Origin of the sequence: Clostridium sp. E02 (assembly GCF_003833015.1) — a bacterium.
In the GTDB taxonomy this organism is placed as follows: domain Bacteria; phylum Bacillota; class Clostridia; order Lachnospirales; family Lachnospiraceae; genus Lacrimispora.
Genome location: NZ_RJLQ01000006.1, coordinates 78,705 through 98,699 on the forward strand (window position 1 = coordinate 78,705; position 19,995 = coordinate 98,699).

Consider the following 19,995-nt stretch of genomic DNA (forward strand, 5'->3'; position numbering starts at 1 on the left):
TATTTATATAATTACTAATTAGCTACCTGAACCATGGAATGTCTTACCACAGTGTCACGGTAGGTATAACCTTTTAATAATTCTTGTGCAACCACATTCTCACCCAGTGACTCATCCTCTACATGCATAACTGCATTATGGTAATTGGGATCAAATGGTTTTCCCACTGCTTCAATTGGCTTCACACCAGCTTCTTCTAATGTGGTTAAAAATTGTTTGTAGATTTTTTCCATTCCATCCGCAAAAGGAGAATCTTTTTCTTCTTCTGGAACCGCTGCCAGACCTCGTTCAAAGTTATCTACAACCGGAAGAATCCGTTCTACGATATCCTTGGCTCCGATCTCATACATGCCGGATTTTTCTTTTTCCGTCCTTTTTCTAAAGTTATCGAATTCAGCCATATTTCTCTGTAAACGGTCTGTTAATTCTTCGATCTTCTCATCTTTTGGATCTTTCTTCTTTTTTCCAAAGAACCCTTTTTTTTCAGATTCCTTGTTGGAATCTTTCTGACTCTCTTGATCTTTGTCTTCTACTGGATTCGATTCATCTTTTGCCTCATCCGAAACGGCTTTCTCTATATTAATCTCATCCGAAACGGTTTTCTCTGTATCAACCGTCTCGTCTACCAGTTTCTCGTCTGTTTTCAAGTCTTCCATGCTCAATGTTCTTCCCTTCACCTTTCATCTTTTTTTAAAATGGTATCCAGCTGGGTCATTAAATTCCGCAGTGTGTTTAATACCTTTTCATAATCCATTCGTTTGGGTCCTATGATACCAATGGTTCCCCGCAGTCCTTCGCCAAGTTCATAGTTGGCAGTAACCACGCTGCAATCCCGCATGGACTGGACAGGTGATTCATCTCCGATATATACCTGAATCATGGAACCGTTCTCCGCGTCGTTAACATTATCCACAAGTCCCTGTAAGAGTTCCTTTTGTTCCAATGTATCAATCAATTGGCTTGCTTTTTCACCAACGCTTAATTCCGGATATTTGAATATATTGGTGGCACCGCTGGTGTAAATCTGAAGATCATCATCATCGGCTCTTATGGCTGCTGCCACCTCGGTAAGGACCCGGTCTACCACATCACTGTGAATACCTGCCTGATCTTTGAGCCTGCTAATCACTTCAAGATTGATTTCTTCTATCGACAATCCATTCAAAGCATTGTTAAGAAGAATATTAAGGTTTAAAAGTCCATCGTCTTTTAGTTCTGTGTGGATTGGAATCATGGTATTCTTTATAATGTTCCCTTCTACCACAATCACTACAAGAAGTTTTTCTTCGTCCACCTTTGATAACTGAATAAACTTTAGCTTATTACGGTGATACTGAGGTGCGCTGATCATAGCCGCATAATTGGTGTTTTGAGCAAGAACCTTTGCCATCTGCTTTAACAACAGTTCGACTCGATCCACTCTCTTTAACATCATATCCTTAATCTCAGTAACTTCCTCTTCCTTTTCCTGCATGATCTGATCCACGTAGAAACGATATCCTCTGTCAGATGGAATCCTTCCGGCTGATGTATGAGGTTGTACGATATACCCCAGTTCTTCCAGATCAGACATCTCATTCCGGATAGTGGCGGAGCTTAAATGCAGATCAGTATATTTGGATATGGTGCGGGAACCAACCGGTTCACCCGTTTCCAGATAAGTTTTGATAATAGCCTTAAGTATCGTTACTTTTCGCTCATCTAATTGATCCTTATCATCCAAATTACCACGCCCCTTTCTGACTCTTTGTTAGCACTCAACGTTCAGGAGTGCTAACATCTTCATTTCATAATATATTCTTTTTTTCTACATTTGTCAATAGATTCGTGAAATTTTTTAAATTGAAATGAAATAAGTTACATGTCCATTTTTTGCTTTTTTCTATCAAATATTACAAAGCCATTGACAATTTTTGCTTGACTTTTAACACTTTTGTAATATAATGGTAAATGACACACCAAAACAACACGATTGCGAGGTATATCATGAAACAAATTTCAGGACGAAAGCATATTACTGGATTCCTGACGCTCTTTTGTATTCTGCTTTTATCTACGAATGCAATGGCGGCCGAATCTACAGGAAGCAACCAGAATGCAGACAGCATGCAGACTGAAAGCGTCGGAACGAAGAACAATACAATAAATCATACAGAGAACGTTGCTACAGCAAGTGACGCGATGAAAGTTACAGATGAAATTGGACCAGGTATTGAAAAGAAAGAACCTCCCGCACCGAAGGAGACAGGACCTGTATACAACCAAGGTCAATCACTGGGATTATTTACAGCGACTGCTTATTGCCCCAATGGACGATCTGGAAGACAGTCCCGTACCTATTCTGGTACCATACCAAAACCAATGCATACTCTTTCAGCTGATATCAGTATTCTTCCTCTTGGATCAAAAGTCATGATTGATGGCATCGTTTATACGGTGGAAGACATAGGAAGTAGTGTAAAAGGGAACAAAATCGATATTTTCTTTGGAAGCCGGTCAGAGGCTCTTGCGTTTGGAAGACAGACAAAAGAACTGTTTGCGGTCGTAGAAGAATAATATTTCCATATAAGCTGCAGGAAAACGAATTCGTTTTCCTGCAGCTTTTTTTGTATGGCAGTCTTTTAATAAACCACCTGCTATGCAGGTGTGACCACAGCAGCTTTAGCTTCAGGTAAAAAACCTCCAGTGATATAATAGTGTTGGTTCGCAGCCACACAAGCACATCAAAGGAGGTTATCCAAATGGATATAAGTAGTTTATCACATTCAAAATGGAATTGTAAGTATCACATAGTTTTTGCGCCAAAATATCGCAGAAAGGTAGCGTACGGAGAATTAAAGCAGGATATAGCAAATGTTCTAAGCATGTTATGTAAACGAAAAGGTGTGGAAATAGTAGAAGCAGAAATATGTCCAGATCATGTTCATATGTTAGTGAGAATACCACCAAATATCAGCGTATCAAGTTTTATGGGATATTTAAAAGGGAAGAGTACGCTTATGATATTTGAGAGACATGCAAATTTGAAATACAAATATGGAAACAGACATTTTTGGTGTCGTGGATATTATGTAGATACAGTGGGAAAGAATGCAAAGAAGATACAAGAATATATTCTAAATCAATTAAAAGAAGATTTAGAATATGATCAAATGACGTTAAAAGAATACATAGACCCGTTCACGGGTGAGCCGGTAAAACAAAGCAAATAAAATGAGCCCTGTTGGGCTCAGTAGATAAATGTTTGTGCGGCTGTGGATTTTTTTCAAAGAGCCTTTAGGCTCCAACGTCGGTAATAACCCCTTATAGGGGTAGAGCAAACCACCCGTTCAACGGGTGGTTATGATTGTTTTCTCTTCCTTTCCTTGACAAAATTGGAAAAAAGTGTAAAATATTTACTTATACCTCATATATTACGAAAGTGTTACATATATTTATATTGTATTAAAATATATTACATTTTGTAGAAAAAGAAAGGAAGTATCTGTAACATGAAAAAATCGAATCGTATGCAATGGTTCCTTGGAACCTTCCTATTATTATTATCTTTTTTCTTTCTGTACACGGTAAACGCATGGGCTAATCAGACCGTTGGAATTATTGACTGCGCAGATGAAACCAGTGTAAGGGGTTGGGCTTGGGACAGTACAAATAAAGATCAGCCTGTGGATGTTAAGGTTGTTATCACCAATCAGTCAAATGGAGCCATCGCTGGTGAGTTTCACACTACAGCTTCAAAACACCGAGATGATTTAACCTCACAGGGGACAGGCAATTATGGATTTGAAGTCTCCGTTCCTTTTCATAGTTATGGAGATGGTTCCTATCTGGTTGAAGCATACACCAATGGTCAGAAACTCACTGGCACAAAAGTATATGGTATCGGTACTGTTGAACCTGCTGCCAGGCTTATCCCACTAGGCAATTTTAAAACCACCGCTTATTGTCCCTGTCGGAAATGCTCTGGGAAATGGGGTGGCCGGACCAGCACTGGTACAATTGCGGCCCCAGAACATACCATCTCAGTAGATCCAAGAGTCATTCCTTACGGAAGCCACATCATGATTAACGGTGTGACGTACACAGCTGAAGACTGCGGAGGCGGTGTAAAAGGAAACCATATTGATATTTTCTTTCCCACTCATGCCGAGACCAGAGCTTATGGAACCCAAACTATTGAGGTGTATCTGGTTCCGTAACTGATTTTATTTAAAAAGTACCAGGACTGCCACAGCACCTGGTACCTTTTCCATTAGATGAGGAACTGACTCATAACGTAATTGCTTAAGTCAACCCCTCTAGTGGTAAGACGGTAGTTTCCGTTATGAAATTCCATCAGTCCTTGTTGTTCTAAAGTAGCTAGAACGGTTCCGTAGACATGATTCATATTCTGACCAAATCGGCTGACAAATCCCTGTGCGGATACACCTGTCGTCAACCTTAACCCAAGAAACATATACTCTTCCATCTTTTCTTCTATGCTCAGACGTTCCTGATCCTGCCTTAAAACCTGGTTAAATGTATCTGACTGTATCAACGAAGCATTCAAGTATTCCTTGTAATCTATGGTGTTATGAAATCTACATCCATTCATATAGGAAGATGCTCCCAATCCCAACCCTAAGTACTCTATCCCCGTCCAATACCCTACATTATGCTTACATTCATATCCCTTCTTTGCATAATTGGATATCTCATACCGTTCATATCCCTGGTCCTTCAAAAATTCTTGTGTGAGATAATACATCTCCCGTTCCGAATCTTCATCTGGCAGATCTGGCAACGCCATAAGATCATGACGCTCACCCACTGTCATAGAATTGTTATCCAGTTCTACATGTCCCCCGTACCGATCATAAAAGGGGGTTCCCTCTTCTACGATCAGACTGTAGGCAGATATATGCTCCGGTTTTAACATGGTTACTTTCTTTAATGTGTTTTTCCAGGATTCCAGTGACTGACCAGGTATGGCCGAAATCAAATCCACATTTACATTGTCAAATCCAGCCATACGAACTCTCTGATAGCTTTTTAGAAATTCATCATACGTATGGATTCTCCCTAAGTAACAAAGTTCCTTGTCATCTGCCGACTGCAGCCCCATGCTAATGCGGTTCACCCCTGCCTTTTGGTAGGCTGTAAGTCCCTCTAACGTAACGGTCCCGGGGTTTGCCTCAATGGTAATCTCCGCCTCTGGAAGGATCTCATACTGTTCTTTTAATGCTTCAAGGATTGAAACCATATCTTTTATCTCTAATATAGAAGGAGTACCTCCGCCTATAAATACACTTGCCACTTGATACCCTTTGGCATAGGAACTCTGGCATCGAATCTCTTCTAACAATTTCTTTGTATATTCCTTCTGCATCTCATCACTTCCTGGAAAGGAAAGAAAATCGCAGTAAGCACATTTACACACACAAAACGGGACATGTACGTAAATTTCTAATTGTTTTCTATTCATCGTCTAATTTCAGTACGCTCATAAATGCCTTTTGTGGTATCTCTACATTACCGACCTGACGCATACGTTTTTTACCTTCTTTCTGTTTTTCAAGAAGTTTTTTCTTACGTGAAATATCTCCACCATAACATTTGGCAAGAACGTCTTTTCTCATAGCTTTTACGGTAGCACGTGAGATGATCTTACCTCCGATCGCTGCCTGAATGGGGATTTCAAAAAGCTGCCTTGGAATCTCTTCTTTTAACTTATCACACATTTTTCTTCCTCTTTCATAGGAAGATTCTTCATGCACAATAAAAGACAAGGCATCTACTTCTTCTTTATTCACCAAAATGTCAAGCTTTACTAGTTCTGATTTTTCGTACCCTTTCAATTCATAATCAAAAGAAGCATACCCTCTGGAACGGGATTTAAGGGCATCAAAGAAATCATATATAATTTCGTTTAAAGGCAGTTCATATTTTAATAGAGCTCTCGTCTCTTCCATATATTCCATACCAAGGTATACGCCACGACGTTCCTGGCATAACTTCATAATGGCACCTACAAATTCAGTGGTAACCATAATCTCAGCATGTACAATCGGTTCTTCCATGTATTCAATTATGGACGGATCAGGCAAATTGGAGGGATTGGTCAGTTCCAGCATATCTCCATTCTTTTTATAAACCCGATACACAACACTTGGTGCGGTGGTAACCAGATCTAGATTGTATTCTCTTTCTAATCGTTCTTGAATCACTTCTAGATGTAATAAGCCTAGAAATCCACACCGGAATCCAAACCCAAGTGCAAGGGAGGTCTCTGGTTCAAAAAACAAAGATGCATCGTTTAACTGAAGCTTTTCTAGTGCTTCCCTCAAATCATTATAATGAGCACCGTCGGCTGGGTAAAGTCCACAATAAACCATAGGAGTTACTTTTTTATAACCTACAAGAGGTGCCTTACAAGGCCTGTCCACATGGGTAATGGTATCTCCTACTGCCGTGTCTTTGACATTCTTAATGGCAGCGGTCAAATACCCTACCATACCTGCACTCAGCTCATCACAAGGCAAAAACTTGCCCGCACCAAAATATCCTACTTCCACCACCTCTTCTACTGATTTGGTGGCCATCATAAGAATCTTATCTCCTTTTTTTACTCTTCCTTCTTTCACGCGGAAGAATACAATCACTCCCTTATAGGAATCATAGAGTGAGTCAAATATAAGAGCCTGAAAAGGTGCATCTGGATCTCCTTCGGGAGCCGGTATTTTTTCCACGATGGCTTCTAAAACTGCTTCTATATTTACTCCAGTCTTCGCAGAGATTCTTGGTGCATCCTGTGCTTCAATTCCAATCACATCTTCAATCTCTTCTACAACACGATCGGGTTCTGCACTTGGTAAATCAATTTTATTTAAAACGGGAAACACATCAAGATTATGGTCCAATGCCAAATAAACATTAGCAAGTGTCTGTGCCTCGATTCCCTGAGATGCATCTACCACCAATAAGGCTCCATCACAGGCAGCCAGACTTCGGGATACTTCATAATTAAAATCCACATGACCTGGGGTATCGATCATATTAAAAACATATTCCTCACCGTCTTTTGCCTTATAGACGGTACGGACAGTCTGTGCCTTAATGGTAATTCCCCGTTCCCGTTCCAAATCCATATTGTCAAGCACTTGTGACTGCATTTCCCTGCTGGTTAACAGCCCTGTCTTTTCTATAATTCGATCCGCCAGGGTCGACTTCCCGTGATCAATATGAGCGATAATACAAAAATTACGTATCTTATTCTGCTGGGCAGCTGCCATATAGTTTATTCCTCTTTTCTAATGTTTCTTCAATCTTCTAGAATCCTATGATATCCCTAAAAATATACCATTAAACTTACCGATTGTCCACCGTGAAAGCGTTGAATTTCCTAGTAAATCCGTTTAAAACATTTAATTTCCCTGCAGTACCATATCAAGAACCTCGGAAAGCGGTTCCATGGCATTTAATGCTTCCTCATAGGTGTTGGTCTGTGCTCCCACCTCAATTAAGGTAGAGCGCGGCCTTAAGTGTTGATTATACCGAAGACCTTTTATGTATATTTTGCGGGTAAGCCCAGGGAAATATGCGGCACAATCAAGCTGCATCTGAAAGCTGAAAGCCAAATTTTTTTCTTTGTATGGATTTGGCAGATATTCTATCGGGCCCTCTGGGGTCTGACTGACCCCGTTAAAAAACATAATAGGGGCTGTCATCTTTCCATTGATCTTATTTACCATATGTAATTTCTCACTCACTCCGTCCCGATGAATATCAAGAACCACTTCAATGGAAGGATTTTCCTGTAGATTTCGGGTTACCCCTTCTAATGCATAGGTATATGCTTTGTTTCTATCTAACTTCCCATTCTTTAAATCGTATACAGATGTATCATGGATGACATGATATCCCTTTGCTTGTAATAATTCTGTTAGATGGCTGCCGATCCCCACAACCGTGGCATCTTTGTTGGCAGGGCCAAAATCTGAGAATTCCTCTTGGGAATGGGTGTGGTAAATAAGAATCTGTGGTTTCTCATTTCCGCCTTTCAAGGTGAAATCTTCTGAGAGAAATTTATCCGCATTCATTAAATCCCTCCCGACTGTCGTTGATGTGTGGATGCTATAAAAATGCTTGATCATGTAATCATAATCAGCCAATTGTTCTATCCGATACGTGTTCCCGATAATCGGCCACACATTGCTTGAAGCACAGGTCATGGATTCTGTTTTTTGTTTTGTGGGGGGAACCTCTTCCGGCTGCTTTTGATTCTCTATGGTCACAGGTGCTTGCACTTCTTCTCCTGTTTCTTCTCCCCCATCGTATAAAAGAAAGCTGTGTTCTTCATAGAATTTTCCACTCTCCAAATAACCTTGGTATGCAGGATCTAGTTCCTCATCGGTAATCGGGGATGAAGTTTCATTCTGAAACCTGTCTAGGGCTACATTGGTAAAAAGCAAGCTGCACAAGAGACTTCCAAGGGAATGATCCACCTCTTTCTCTCTTCCTTCTTCTTCCCATACTGCTGCCGGATACTGCCGGCTCCAGATGTAAGCAAGGCCGGTTCCTGCCCCTTGCCTTGCCCACTCTTTCACATGTTTTAGCTCCACCCTCCCAGCTGTTTTTCCAGCCTCTTTTACACTTAAAAAAACGGCCAGGATCAGGCTCATTACAATCATTGTTTTTTTTATTATCTGGTTCAAACCGTTCTGCTGTCTCATAACCGCCTTCCGTTCTTATAGAGGGTATGTTTTGGAACCATTTCCGGTCCCTCCAACATTCTATGCAGAAGACGTGTTTTTTACTACGATTCTTCCTGTCCCAAAAAGGTCAGATGAATCCCTTCTGATATTGTAAAACTTAGTTCCTTTACAGTTTCATCAATATCTGGTGGTGTCACATACAAAGGTCCAAATTCTGGCTCCAAAAGTTCACGAATGAGATCATACTGTTCATCGGAACTTAAATTTCCCATAAACTCTCCCATTCCTTTTGTTTCCATGCTGTTTTTTAGGGTACCGATCATGGCTGAGACCGTATCATGGACGATAGCGGCTGCCCCTACAACGGTTGGAACTCCAATCGCCATCACGGGTACGCCAAGACTTTCTTCCGTGAGACTATGTCTATGATTTCCAACACCAGATCCCGGATGAATTCCTGTATCGGTTAGCTGTATGGTGGTACCAAGTCTTTTTACACTTCTTGCTGCAAGTGCATCAATGGCAATAACCAGATCTGGTTTTGTCTCGTTTATGATCCCTTTTAAAATTTCAGCACTTTCCATTCCGGTCTGTGCCATTACCCCGGGAATAATGCCGCTGATTACAGGCATACTCTTTCCCTTGAAAAATTCGTCCCCATATTGAACTTTCAAGTGTCTTGTCACTTGTAAGTTATTTAACACTCTAGGACCTAAGGAATCTGGCGTTACAGAAGAATTCCCGAGTCCTACTACTAGAACGTGAAAATCTGATTTGCGGAATGCTTTCCCTTTTAACAGTTTAATAATCTGTCCTGACAATTCTTGGGAGACTTCTCTGTGATAGTCTTCGTCTTTTAAAGAGAGCTGATCTGCTTCTAAGGTTATATAGGTTCCAATGGGTTTTCCCATTGCCTTTTCTCCTTTTTTATCCAGTATTTTCACCTCTGTCATCTTTATTCGGCTGCTTGCTCGTTGCCATTCCCGCAAGGACACTCCTGCTATTTCACCACCATCACCTGGAAAACTTTCCTTCTCTTCTACCGCAAGGTCTGTACGCACTTCAAATGTGTTATCCATATCTTCCTCCTTTCCACCATTTCCTATCTATTTTCTGCAAAAAAGCAGGAATTATGTATTGACATATAGGGATAAATTAGTTAGAATATAAAAGTATGTTTACATTGAACTGTCCGTGTCCAGGCTTTGATGCAAAACAAAGAAAAATAATCATATATCAACTTATTGGAGGTGTACAGATTGGCTAACATTAAATCTGCAAAAAAAAGAATCTTAGTAAACGAAACAAAGGCTGCTAGAAACAAAGCGATCAGATCCAAAGTAAAAACAACCGTTAAGAAATTGGACGCTGCTATTGTTGCTGGTGACAAGGCTGCTGCTCAGACAACATTAATCAGCGCTATAACAGATATTGACAAGGCTACTACAAAAGGCGTATATCATAAGAATACCGCTTCCAGAAAAGTATCCCGAATCACAAAAGCTGTTAACGCTATGGCTTAATTTATAGAATAACTTTTATCCCATTCAGTCCAACCCGCTGAATGGGATTTTTATTGTTCTAAATCTTATTCGATTCCCGCCTAATATTCGTATTACATGAAAGCGCCCTGATCGTCCGTCTTTAAGTGCATCTCTCCCCGAAACATACCTCCGTCCTCACCGGCGCGGTATAATTTCCCTTTCCAAATGATCCACTGATCTTGTGCCATAATGCCATTATGATTCAAGAAATACCAAGTTCCATCTTCTCCCCGCTTCCAGGTGTTTTCCACCCTATCCCCCGAACCATCAAACCAATACCAGTGACCATCATCCTGATACCAGTCATTTTTGACATAATCTCCTGTGTTTCCTAAGTAAAATCTCCATCCCTCCTCATCTTTTATCCAACCAGAAAGGTTATTTGTTTTTTCTAAGGAGTTTTTAAAGTTTTCCCAAGTATGGTTTGAGTGATTATAAACATATGGGTTGGGGCAGATCTTGCCGGTTACGTCATAGTGCCGAATGACATGATCTTTTGGTACATGATACTGCTTCATGAGTTTTTTGGTCAATTCAACGGCTGACTTCACCGTCGCATCTTCAAAGTACCAATCTCTACTGGTATCAGACTGGCTTCCTTTATTTCTAACACAAAGTTCGATCCCAAGACTATTACGATTGCGGCATTCTGGGTGCTTGTAGGCTTTGGCTCCACAGTGCCATGCAATGTCATTATCTTCAACTGATTGCCAGATTTCCCCCTCAAATCCTACGAAGTAGTGAGCACTGGCACCTATATACTTAGAGGCATAATACTTGCAATTCGCTTCTGCGCCTCCCAGTGCCCCTACATAATGAATGACAAGGTACTGAATCCGGTCTGATTTCCCATCGCTATAATTATACGGGGTTAATCGCTTGTGTATCTCCATCTATATCCCCTCCCTTTCTCCGTAAAATCCCATTTCATCTGGATCAAATGATAACCGGAACCGCCTGAGTTCCACCTCATCGGATTTATTAAGATTTTCCTGTATTTCCATCAATTCGACATTGGTTAAGTGGTGGGTTGCTTCGCTTTTTACCATACTAGTCCCCTTGTCCTTTTCTATATCATATGAATGGATGACCGGGTGTGTACCGCCTGCCAGTTGATTTTTCTCTTCCTATGAATGATTACAATATTAACTGGTAGATTTGTTGGTTTGTTCTGATTTCTGATTTAATATATCAATTGATTTTAAAAGTACACTTGGCAGGGGAATTCCCATAAGCCCGGCATTCTCCACAATAGAGAGTAATTCATTTGCCATAAATCCAATAGTTACGGTATCTCTTATGTAGCTTGTCCCAATGGACAAATCAAGTCTATGTGCGATTAAGACAAACAGCAACGTCATTGATTTTCGACACAATCCCTTCCAACCAGCATTGGATTCCAACGTTCCGGTATTGGTCTTTTTGCTATTATGGAAGACACCGGCTACGGCTAGCCCTGATATAAAATCAATAATCATGAAAAGAACCAAGGTTCCAATTCCTGTATCCCAACCGCCAAATAAGGTTGTTATAATGCTGCCGGTTATACCCGCTATGGTACATAACATTTGTTTCAATTTATCACCTCCAAACAAAGGTTTATTCTGTATGGTTTAATGTGGTTTCCTATATTAAATTATATGTGGAGTTAGGCTGTTATATCCTTTTCATTTTAAATAATTCTTTTTCAAATGATGATTTCACTATCAGCTTTCATCTCATCAAGGATACTTATTGTTTTGTATTCATGGCTCCTTGTTTATGTCGTTAAATAAGTACAATTTAAACATAATATAGTCCCAGATCCAATTGGGATGCGAGGTTTTAAAACCAATTCTCCATTATATATTTGACAGTAATCTATTAGGCTTGGATAATGGCAACTTACTGCAATAGGCATAATTTCTATTCCTTGCAATGGAAATCCTTTTATTGAGTATGATTCTCCAGTTGTAAGACTTGTTTTAGTAACTATAGTTATTTGTACAGTTACCATTGCAGTACCTGTCATATTTCCATGCCTAATATAACCACCTTGTAATTTAGCCCAAGTACAAGTTAGTCCAGAGGAAATCAGATCAGAAATCTGTGTTCCATTTTGATGAATAAATAGGCCACCATAACTTTGCATTTCGTTTAATTCCCCTATGGGTTGTGTACCAATCTTTTTTATAATACTGCCATATTCTATATACAAACCTATATAATTATTTATAGATTTATTATCCCAAAACATCGATTGTCCATCACTACCATGTGCATTTAGTGCTGCATTTTTGTTTGCAACTAAATTTCCTTTAACTTCGAATCTAGTCTGATCAAAATACATTCCCATTAATTTATTATTAGAACCTACACATCTGCAAAAATAAATAATAACAAACTTACTTATTTTTGCTTCTATTCCATGTCTTGTTATCGTTGTAATATCGAAACCATTTATTACTACAAGTGAAGAACAATAGACAATAAGAAAACTTGAAACAGAACACACCGACGATATCTCATTAATTTTAGTACTTTTTAAACTAATATAGCCATTACAATATCCATTAATTACTACATCTTCATCATATGTCCCATTAAAAACTGTAATATTTGCATCATATCCTCCCAAATCTTTAGGCAATACATCAATCGCATGTTGAATTGTTCTAAATGGGTTTAACTCGCTGCCATTCCCCGTAGTATCACTTCCAGTGGTGGCAACGTAATAAGTTACATTTGAATGCAAGCTCTGTTTTTGTAAATCACTATCTAACTTACCATACAAATCAAACAGTGTTTTCCCAAATCTTGCATCTAACGCATACCCTTCGTCAGTCGTCTTACCGTGATTGACCAATTTACCAACCGTTATAATTCCAGATTTGAAATCATTGAAATCCTCAATAAACTTCTTTACCTTTCCAAAGAACACCTTTGAAGTTTCGCCTTTTACCGGAACTGGAAACGTAGTATCGGTCCCATCAAGTGATTCAATCTTTGTTTCCGATATATCACCACCAGATGCCGAAACCTTGGTGTTCCAGCTCTTCTTTTCTAAATCCGTTACAAAGCGATTTACACCATCCTGTTCGATATCCGATGCACGACCGGAGAAGGCAACCTCCTTCATTTCAGAAAACCATTTTTTTATTTTTCCATGGGTCTTAGCTATTTTTTCTCCTGATTCTAAATTTTCTCTCAGAATCTCCTGTTTAAATTCAGTTACCGCATTCGATGCATCCCCGTTTTGGTCCAGCTTTTTTTCATCCAAATCACTTAATGCACCATCCACAAGATCCATCGCCTTATTAAACTGGTTTATATCATAAAAATCTTCTTCTCCCGGCTTCGGGAGTTTATATTTTGTCGTTTCATTCTCCATATGGAAGCACCTCATTTCTTATTTGCCCATACGTCCAGGCACTTAATTGTTTGTGGGTAAACTGTTTCAGCAAACCATGCTGGTTATACAATAAATCCAAATCAATCCCCATGTTACATGGAACAAACTCTTCCAAAAGTCTTTTTACTTCATTAAAATTCTTTTTGCTTTTTAGAGCAACTCGCACCGTAACCACTTTATCGGGATCAAGATCTAGGGTGTAACCATCCTGACCGCATAAAACAGCCAGTTTCTGATTTAATGTTACTTTCGTATAAGGAATCATTCGATTCCACTTTGACAACACCTTAAATTGTCTATCTTTTAATGTGTCATTGGGAAGAGGATACATATCCAACATTTTTTCATACCGTTTGATATTCTGAATATCCGAACTCTGTATAAATTGATTCTTAAAAAGTACCTCTGTCTCATCTTCCATCTGTTGTATCTCTGGCTGAATCACATTTTGAATCATTTTCATTTCTCTAAACTCTCTTAAAAAATAGGGAATATAGTTTAATAAATCAACATTACGAATCAATTTCAATCCCTCCATAAACTGGTATCTGGTATTTCGTTAGAATTAGATTCTCTCTCTGTCCATTGATTTCTGTTTCCCCTATATCATAGACCCCGTCAATGGACAATATTTTTGATTCCAGTTGTGAAATTCTTATGATACACCCCTGTTCCCCTAGACTTTGCCAAGAGCTGCGAAGCTGTCTAAGATAGTCTTTTACCGTTTTCGTAATTTTTTCTTTGACCGCTTCCGCGGTATAACTATCGTCATATTCTATCTTGCTTAATAGTTCTATCTTACATTCAATCGCCGTATCAACGGTGACCATATGATCAATCGGGGCAAGACCATCTCCCTCCCCACTTTTCAGCGGATCAATGATCGTTTGGACGGTACGAATTAACAAATCCGAGGCTCGATTAAAGTCAGAGTCTAAAATGGTTAGTTTGACTGTAGACCCCCCGTTCCACGCTCTTGTAACTTTAGTCGCACCCACTCCAGAAATACCGTTGACTTTATTTATGTAATCCTGACGATTTCCTCCAAATGATTTTTCATGAAAGGAATTAAAATATTCCCTTCGAAACACTTCTGTCTCAACTTCATCCTCTCCTGGAATCAATAACTCAATGAGTTCCATTGATTGAAGACCTGAAATAGTTGAGATTGGAATCAACCGGCCAAACTGTGCATTCCCAACTGATCCAGATGTCTCACAGCTTACCTGATAGCTCCCATCATCCATTTCTCCTGTTACAACATAATAGTGTGAACCCAATCGAAACCGACTCCCCAGTTCTATTCGAACAGTATCCGGAGAAGCCATCGCCTTAAGAACAGCTCTTGTGGCTTTTGAAGGCTCCAGTCCACGTTCTGCTGCCCTTTGAATTAAATTTTCTCTGGATGCGGTTTCTGCAAACGTTTCCTTTAATATCGTATCAAACTCGATGTACATGATTTGCATCTCTGCTGCTGCGGCTGTCAACGCCGTAAAAATAAGGGAACCTTCCCTTTTATCGAGCTCCACAGGCACCCGGTCCAACATCCGTTTTAATATTACTTCATATGTCATCTCTTCATACATTAAATACTCACCTCCTTTTCTGCCTCTATTTTCCCTATTAAAGTTTGAACTGTAAACTTCACATTCAATGTCCGCCCGTTTTCTTCAAACGTAAAATGAGTAACATCTTTTATTCTGTCGTCTTGTAACAACGCCTCTTTTATTCTCTTTTTTACTTTTGCTTTTATAAGCCCCATGGGTTTTCCAAACAAATTGGTAAGCTCGGTTCCATAATTCCAACTGTAAATCAACCACTCAAACCGTTCCGTATTGAGAATACAGATCACTGCCTGCTTCACCGCATCCAAACCATCTGTCATACCTGTAATGCAATTTCGGTCAAAATCCATTCGATATGTCTTTGATTGTTGTTTTCGTACCTTAAACTCCTGTACCAATAACTCGCCTGTTTTTGGAAGCACCTCATCACTCCTTTCTTACCATCTACCAATGACAACAAACTGCTGTCCACCTCTTTTTTGTATTAATAGGACCTTTTCTCCCATTTTTAAGGCACCTTTAACAATGACCGATACCGCTCCAATTCCCGGGATGTTCATGGTCTCTTCATGATCGGTAAACTGCTCTGTTCGTATAATCTGCCGATCATAAAGGACTAGTTTCTGCCCTACCTGAATTTCCAAAGGCGCCTCTTTTACTACCGTTCCTGAGAGCACATCACAGGGATCCGATGCCTCCACTGCTTGATAGACAATTCGTTTTATATTCTCAATCCAAGCCGTATCAGCCATTGATCATTTCCCCTTTCAGAATTAAGTCCATGGTATGAATTCCCTCATTAATCTTATGGGTAACGGAATCGATGATCAGATAATTTTTTAAGTTTCTATCCCCGGTGCCTAACGAAACTGGAATCAAGCACCCAGAACGAACATAAACATCACCAAATGCATCTTTAATAGTTAACGTTCTGGTTGGCTTGTTATATTGTTCCAATTTCATTTCAGCAATTGCCTGCCCATCCGCCCCCTGGTCTATGGTCTCATCCTTTTGCAAGACGCCCCATCGATTGATGTTTTCCGAATTTTTTGTTATATATAGTTCCCTTTTCTTGGTATTGGTATCGTCATAGTACAGCTTAATCTGATTGTAAGTATTGCTGTCAATACTAACCTTATAGTCATAATCCTGTGCCGTAGTCGGGTCAATCAAAAGATCTAACTTCATATTTCCCATGTTTTTTAAAGTCAGTTTTCCTACTTCATCGTAGAAAATATATTTCTCTTTTTTGTGGATCATGGTAAGATCTAAATTATTTTGAATGATATCAAATAACGTCTTATCCTTCTCATTTCTAGATAGCTTTTCTTTCGTATCCTCTAGTTCTCCTACTTCCAGATGATAATCACTCGCAATCATCTGAATCAATTCCCCTGCAGTTAAGTCTGTATAATTATAAGTATCTTTATTTTTCAAATACCGCAGCTGATCATAAGCCGTAATTTTCACCTGACCATCACTGTTCCAGTTTCTTTCAAAAATAAATCCAAAAAAAACTGATTTTCCTTCCACATCCAGACGGAGAGCATTGCCCTCCTCAATCTTTAGCGTCCGATCTGGGATTAGCGTAAATGTGCACTTTCCAGGCTGACCTCTTTGATTGTTTTCCCACGTAATGTTTCCTTTTACCACTGGTTCATAGACCGTCTGATCATTTTGTATGTATAAATGTACTTCCATTCTTCCCTCCCCTAAGGCATGACTAGTACCTGTCCTGGATAAATAAGATTCGGATTTTTTACCTTGTCTTGATTTAAATCATAGATTTCCCGATAGCGGCTGCCATTTCCTAATTGCTTTTTCGCAATCGACCAAAGGCAATCTCCTTTTCCTACTGTATAATTCTTTTCTGCGGTAGGTGCTCCCTGTCTTTGATTGTCTGTTTGTGTGTCTTCTACCGTTGTTTCCTTGTCAATAATGGTGAAATTCATAATCTTTGTTCCATACTTTTTATATTCCTTCAAAGATAACGTGACACAAAGATCAAATCCCTCACTGACATCATCAGACACTTTATAATCCTCTAGAGTCACATCTAAATTGGTATCAAACAGGCTTTTCCCATTTGGCTTCTGTCGAATCACAATAAACTCAAATGGACCGTTTCGTTTCTTTAATTCACTTAGCCGGTTTAGAAACACTTCTGCATCGTCCACACTTCCATCCCACACAGCACCTGGATAATCCATCTGAGGAATGATCACATCCAGACTGATTTCCGCTAAGCTTCCTGGCTTAATTAAGTTGATTTCTTCGCCACTGATTAAATGAATGGTTTTATTTTGTCCCCCATATTTTACTGGGATTTTCTCCGGTGGAAGAGGAAGCAGCATATCATCAATGTAAATTTCATAAGCCAATTTAAATCACCCCTTCCGCATAAGATGCAAGCACCTCGCCTGTGACATCCCCTAGTCTCCGGTTCATTTCATCAATATCCGTTACATTTTTTAGGGTATTTTGATTGTTAACATCTATCTTTAATTCCGCTAGAGTGAACCGGTTGATAATCTCCTGTTCCGCCGCATCTCTCATATATTTTAATTCTTCATCAAATCCATCCATACTATCTGACATCGCTGCTGTATTCATTGCTGTATCCCCAGTATATTTTGTAATGTCTGAATCTCCATTTAGTAATGGATCATTTTTAGAATTAAAAGGATCATCTTGGGGATTAAAAAGATCATCCGTACCATTAAACATATCCCCAAAACCACTTGTTAGATTCTTTGTATCATCGTATGTACTTTCAAACGTATCCTTATAGCCTGAGCGTTTTGGATCGTATCCAAATTTGGCTGCAATCTCATCCAGATCCAGATCATCTACTTTTACCTCGTAGGTACCATTCCCATGTTCTTTTGCAAAATCATCTGCAACCTTAGACAGTCCATCTCTCATATCCTTGACCTTATCTTCAAATTTGGTACCTGCGATCATGTCAAATCCCTTTGCAATTTTCTGTATAATTTTAAGTACAGAATCTCCTAAGTCCGCAAACAGATGAACCACTGAACCAATGGGATCATTGAACAAATTTCCAAAGAAATTAGCAAATGCAATCCAGGGGCTAACAAGATATTCCACTATTCCAAAAAGCACTTCAACAAGTGCCATCAATGTATTTTTTACAAAAGCCAAAACGGTTGCAAACGCTCCACATATGATACCAGTGGCACTATAAGACGTTCCAGAGAATTTATTGATTGCTGCAACACAGGCATAAAACACACCAATCAATACCATGATTATCATAACGATCCACATAGCAGGACATGCTTTTAAAGACAAATTAAAACTGTTCTGCGCTTGTTTCAGAATCATAGTTGCTGCTGCCCCAGCCACTTCACAGGCTTTTTTTACATTGAGCGCTGCTATGATTCCAAAGAGAATGGGTTCAATGATGGACCAGTTGTCCGAAATAAAACCTCCTACTACACCCGCTCCATAGCCTAGCATACCAAACAATCCATTGATCTCTCCTACATTTCCTTGTAGTCCAGCAGTGAATGCATTCAGTATATTTGTGACATTGTCAACCAGACTGCTCATTGGCCCGGCCAATCCCATATTTATAGTTTTTGCAAGAGAATCAAGAGCACTGGACGCATCGTTATATTTCAACTGATTCAGTTTTTCTAAGTTATCAGACGTTAATTCCACGGAACCATCTAACTCCGAGAGTGCCTTTATGCCATTGCCTCCAATTTCTCCCCATGCATCTCCAAATAATTGCACCCCTGCCATATTTCTAGCAACGGGGTCTTCCATACCACTCAAAGCTGCAATGGTCTGGGAAAACGCCTGTTTGGCGGTATCTCCTCCTGCTTGAAACGACTCTGTCATCTTCCCCGCATCAAGTCCCAGGGAAGTAAATCCCTGATTGGCTTCTTGAGATCCACTAACGGCCCGTTTTGAAAATTCATTCACTGCTTCACCAAGAGAATCGACCGATATGCCACTATTTTGTGCTCCATTTACAAATGCCTGAAACATCTCTTCTCCACCAAGCCCCAGACTTTTGAAATTGGACGAGTATTGATTGATGCTGTCAAGCAGTTCCCCATTCTTATTAAGCCCCGCCTGTGTCCCCTGGACAATTAAGTCAAAGGCTTCTGCTCCAGTGACCCCAAACTGCTGCTGCAACATAGATGCGGATTTGATGCTTTGTGGTAATTCATAGCCAAAGGAGTCCTGTAAAAGCAAACTGGCTCTTGTTACCTGTTCCAGTTTATTCCCTGTCTGCCCCGTTAATTGGTTTACCATAGCTAAACTCTTAGCGGCTTCCTCTGGACTGGAGCTTATGTTACCCACATATAAATTTTTGGAACTATCTTTGGCCGCTTCTAAATCTGCTCCTTGCATTCCCGTCTGTGCTTGAATGACATTCCCTGCCGCTTTGATACTATTTGCATTCTGAAAAATTTCCATTGGACTGGTTGCAATTCCAATCGAACCCATAACCGAGGATACTTTTTCCCATAGGTCTTTTAGTTTTGCCACTTTTTTTGTGTTATTCTCAGTGCTGTCTTCTAATCTTTCCTGTTGCTCATTTGTTACTTCAATTACATCAACTACTTCTTCATAACGAGTTGCCGTCCTGTTAAGGGATGATTGCCACATTTGAATTCCTGGAAATGCAAGCGAATTTCCTGCTAATGCCTGCAGCTGATTGATTCGGCTAGTCGTTTGCTGAATGGAACGATCCAAAATACTGAGTGTGGGAGGCATTTGTTGTACAATCTGCAAGGCGTTTTCTACTGTTGCCATACGTTTTC

General features: G+C 39.7%; 21 protein-coding genes. 4 read left to right on the forward strand and 17 right to left on the reverse strand.

The window, feature by feature from the left end; translation table 11 throughout:
* Positions 1-14: 14 nt before the first annotated feature.
* The gene (gene grpE / locus EFT72_RS05825) at positions 15-656 is read right to left on the reverse strand and encodes a nucleotide exchange factor GrpE (protein WP_124065974.1); all 642 of its coding nucleotides are present in this window, start codon (positions 654-656) and stop codon (positions 15-17) included.
* A 17-nt stretch (positions 657-673) separates the two neighbouring features.
* Positions 674-1,723, reverse strand: coding sequence for a heat-inducible transcriptional repressor HrcA (gene hrcA, locus EFT72_RS05830; protein WP_124065975.1), 1,050 nt, complete (start codon positions 1,721-1,723; stop codon positions 674-676).
* A gap of 263 nt (positions 1,724-1,986) precedes the next feature.
* On the opposite strand from hrcA, the gene EFT72_RS05835 reads away from it, so the two are divergent.
* The 3 genes from EFT72_RS05835 (at position 1,987) to EFT72_RS05845 (ending at position 4,199) form a co-directional block, all read left to right on the forward strand.
* Positions 1,987-2,556: a 3D domain-containing protein gene (locus tag EFT72_RS05835; RefSeq protein ID WP_164473087.1), complete on the forward strand. Its 570-nt coding sequence runs from the start codon at positions 1,987-1,989 to the stop codon at positions 2,554-2,556.
* 185 nt (positions 2,557-2,741) lie between these two features.
* Positions 2,742-3,212 (forward strand): IS200/IS605 family transposase, encoded by a 471-nt coding sequence (gene tnpA / locus EFT72_RS05840; protein WP_124065644.1) that lies wholly within the window; start codon positions 2,742-2,744, stop codon positions 3,210-3,212.
* 279 nt (positions 3,213-3,491) lie between these two features.
* Entirely contained in the window at positions 3,492-4,199 is a 708-nt protein-coding gene (locus EFT72_RS05845) for a 3D domain-containing protein (protein ID WP_124065977.1), read from the forward strand.
* Between the two features lie 53 nt (positions 4,200-4,252).
* Here EFT72_RS05845 and hemW read toward each other — a convergent pair whose 3' ends face one another.
* From hemW to gpr, 4 genes are all read right to left on the reverse strand, one after another.
* Entirely contained in the window at positions 4,253-5,464 is a 1,212-nt protein-coding gene (gene hemW / locus EFT72_RS05850) for a radical SAM family heme chaperone HemW (RefSeq protein WP_124065978.1), read from the reverse strand.
* A complete protein-coding gene (gene lepA, locus EFT72_RS05855) occupies positions 5,457-7,271 on the reverse strand; it encodes a translation elongation factor 4 (RefSeq protein WP_124065979.1) in 1,815 nt (604 codons plus the stop codon). The genes hemW and lepA overlap by 8 nt, the downstream gene beginning before the upstream one ends.
* 132 nt (positions 7,272-7,403) lie before the next feature.
* Complete coding sequence (gene spoIIP / locus EFT72_RS05860; protein ID WP_124065980.1) at positions 7,404-8,711, reverse strand: stage II sporulation protein P; 1,308 nt, start codon at positions 8,709-8,711, stop codon at positions 7,404-7,406.
* Positions 8,712-8,794: 83 nt separating this feature from the next.
* Positions 8,795-9,772, reverse strand: coding sequence for a GPR endopeptidase (gpr, locus tag EFT72_RS05865; RefSeq protein WP_124065981.1), 978 nt, complete (start codon positions 9,770-9,772; stop codon positions 8,795-8,797).
* A 180-nt stretch (positions 9,773-9,952) separates the two neighbouring features.
* Between gpr and rpsT the strand changes: the two genes are divergently transcribed.
* Positions 9,953-10,216 (forward strand): 30S ribosomal protein S20, encoded by a 264-nt coding sequence (rpsT, locus tag EFT72_RS05870; RefSeq protein WP_124065982.1) that lies wholly within the window; start codon positions 9,953-9,955, stop codon positions 10,214-10,216.
* 92 nt (positions 10,217-10,308) lie between these two features.
* Here the strand turns inward: rpsT and EFT72_RS05875 are convergent, their stop codons facing one another.
* From EFT72_RS05875 to EFT72_RS05920, 11 genes are all read right to left on the reverse strand, one after another.
* On the reverse strand, positions 10,309-11,130 hold the full coding sequence (locus EFT72_RS05875) for a peptidoglycan recognition family protein (protein WP_124065983.1): 822 nt from the start codon (positions 11,128-11,130) through the stop codon (positions 10,309-10,311).
* The gene (locus tag EFT72_RS19180; RefSeq protein WP_164473088.1) at positions 11,131-11,286 is read right to left on the reverse strand and encodes a hypothetical protein; all 156 of its coding nucleotides are present in this window, start codon (positions 11,284-11,286) and stop codon (positions 11,131-11,133) included. It lies immediately after the preceding gene.
* Between the two features lie 96 nt (positions 11,287-11,382).
* Positions 11,383-11,805 carry a phage holin family protein gene (locus EFT72_RS05880; RefSeq protein WP_347561849.1) on the reverse strand — a complete coding sequence of 141 codons (423 nt, stop codon included), beginning with the start codon at positions 11,803-11,805 and terminating at the stop codon, positions 11,383-11,385.
* A gap of 191 nt (positions 11,806-11,996) precedes the next feature.
* Positions 11,997-13,607 carry a hypothetical protein gene (locus EFT72_RS05885; RefSeq protein WP_124065985.1) on the reverse strand — a complete coding sequence of 537 codons (1,611 nt, stop codon included), beginning with the start codon at positions 13,605-13,607 and terminating at the stop codon, positions 11,997-11,999.
* Positions 13,597-14,151: a putative phage tail protein gene (locus EFT72_RS05890; protein WP_164473089.1), complete on the reverse strand. Its 555-nt coding sequence runs from the start codon at positions 14,149-14,151 to the stop codon at positions 13,597-13,599. Before EFT72_RS05890 ends, EFT72_RS05885 begins: the two co-directional genes overlap by 11 nt.
* Complete coding sequence (locus EFT72_RS05895; RefSeq protein ID WP_124065987.1) at positions 14,141-15,214, reverse strand: baseplate J/gp47 family protein; 1,074 nt, start codon at positions 15,212-15,214, stop codon at positions 14,141-14,143. The genes EFT72_RS05890 and EFT72_RS05895 overlap by 11 nt, the downstream gene beginning before the upstream one ends.
* Positions 15,214-15,615: a DUF2634 domain-containing protein gene (locus EFT72_RS05900; RefSeq protein ID WP_124065988.1), complete on the reverse strand. Its 402-nt coding sequence runs from the start codon at positions 15,613-15,615 to the stop codon at positions 15,214-15,216. Before EFT72_RS05900 ends, EFT72_RS05895 begins: the two co-directional genes overlap by 1 nt.
* A 15-nt stretch (positions 15,616-15,630) precedes the next feature.
* Positions 15,631-15,945, reverse strand: a complete 315-nt coding sequence (locus tag EFT72_RS05905; protein ID WP_124065989.1) for a DUF2577 domain-containing protein — start codon at positions 15,943-15,945, stop codon at positions 15,631-15,633.
* The gene (locus EFT72_RS05910) at positions 15,938-16,894 is read right to left on the reverse strand and encodes a hydrolase (RefSeq protein WP_124065990.1); all 957 of its coding nucleotides are present in this window, start codon (positions 16,892-16,894) and stop codon (positions 15,938-15,940) included. The genes EFT72_RS05905 and EFT72_RS05910 overlap by 8 nt, the downstream gene beginning before the upstream one ends.
* Positions 16,895-16,905: 11 nt before the next feature.
* Positions 16,906-17,574 (reverse strand): LysM peptidoglycan-binding domain-containing protein, encoded by a 669-nt coding sequence (locus EFT72_RS05915; RefSeq protein WP_124065991.1) that lies wholly within the window; start codon positions 17,572-17,574, stop codon positions 16,906-16,908.
* A gap of 1 nt (position 17,575) precedes the next feature.
* The gene (locus EFT72_RS05920) at positions 17,576-19,987 is read right to left on the reverse strand and encodes a phage tail tape measure protein (protein WP_164473090.1); all 2,412 of its coding nucleotides are present in this window, start codon (positions 19,985-19,987) and stop codon (positions 17,576-17,578) included.
* Between the last annotated feature and the right edge of the window lie 8 nt (positions 19,988-19,995).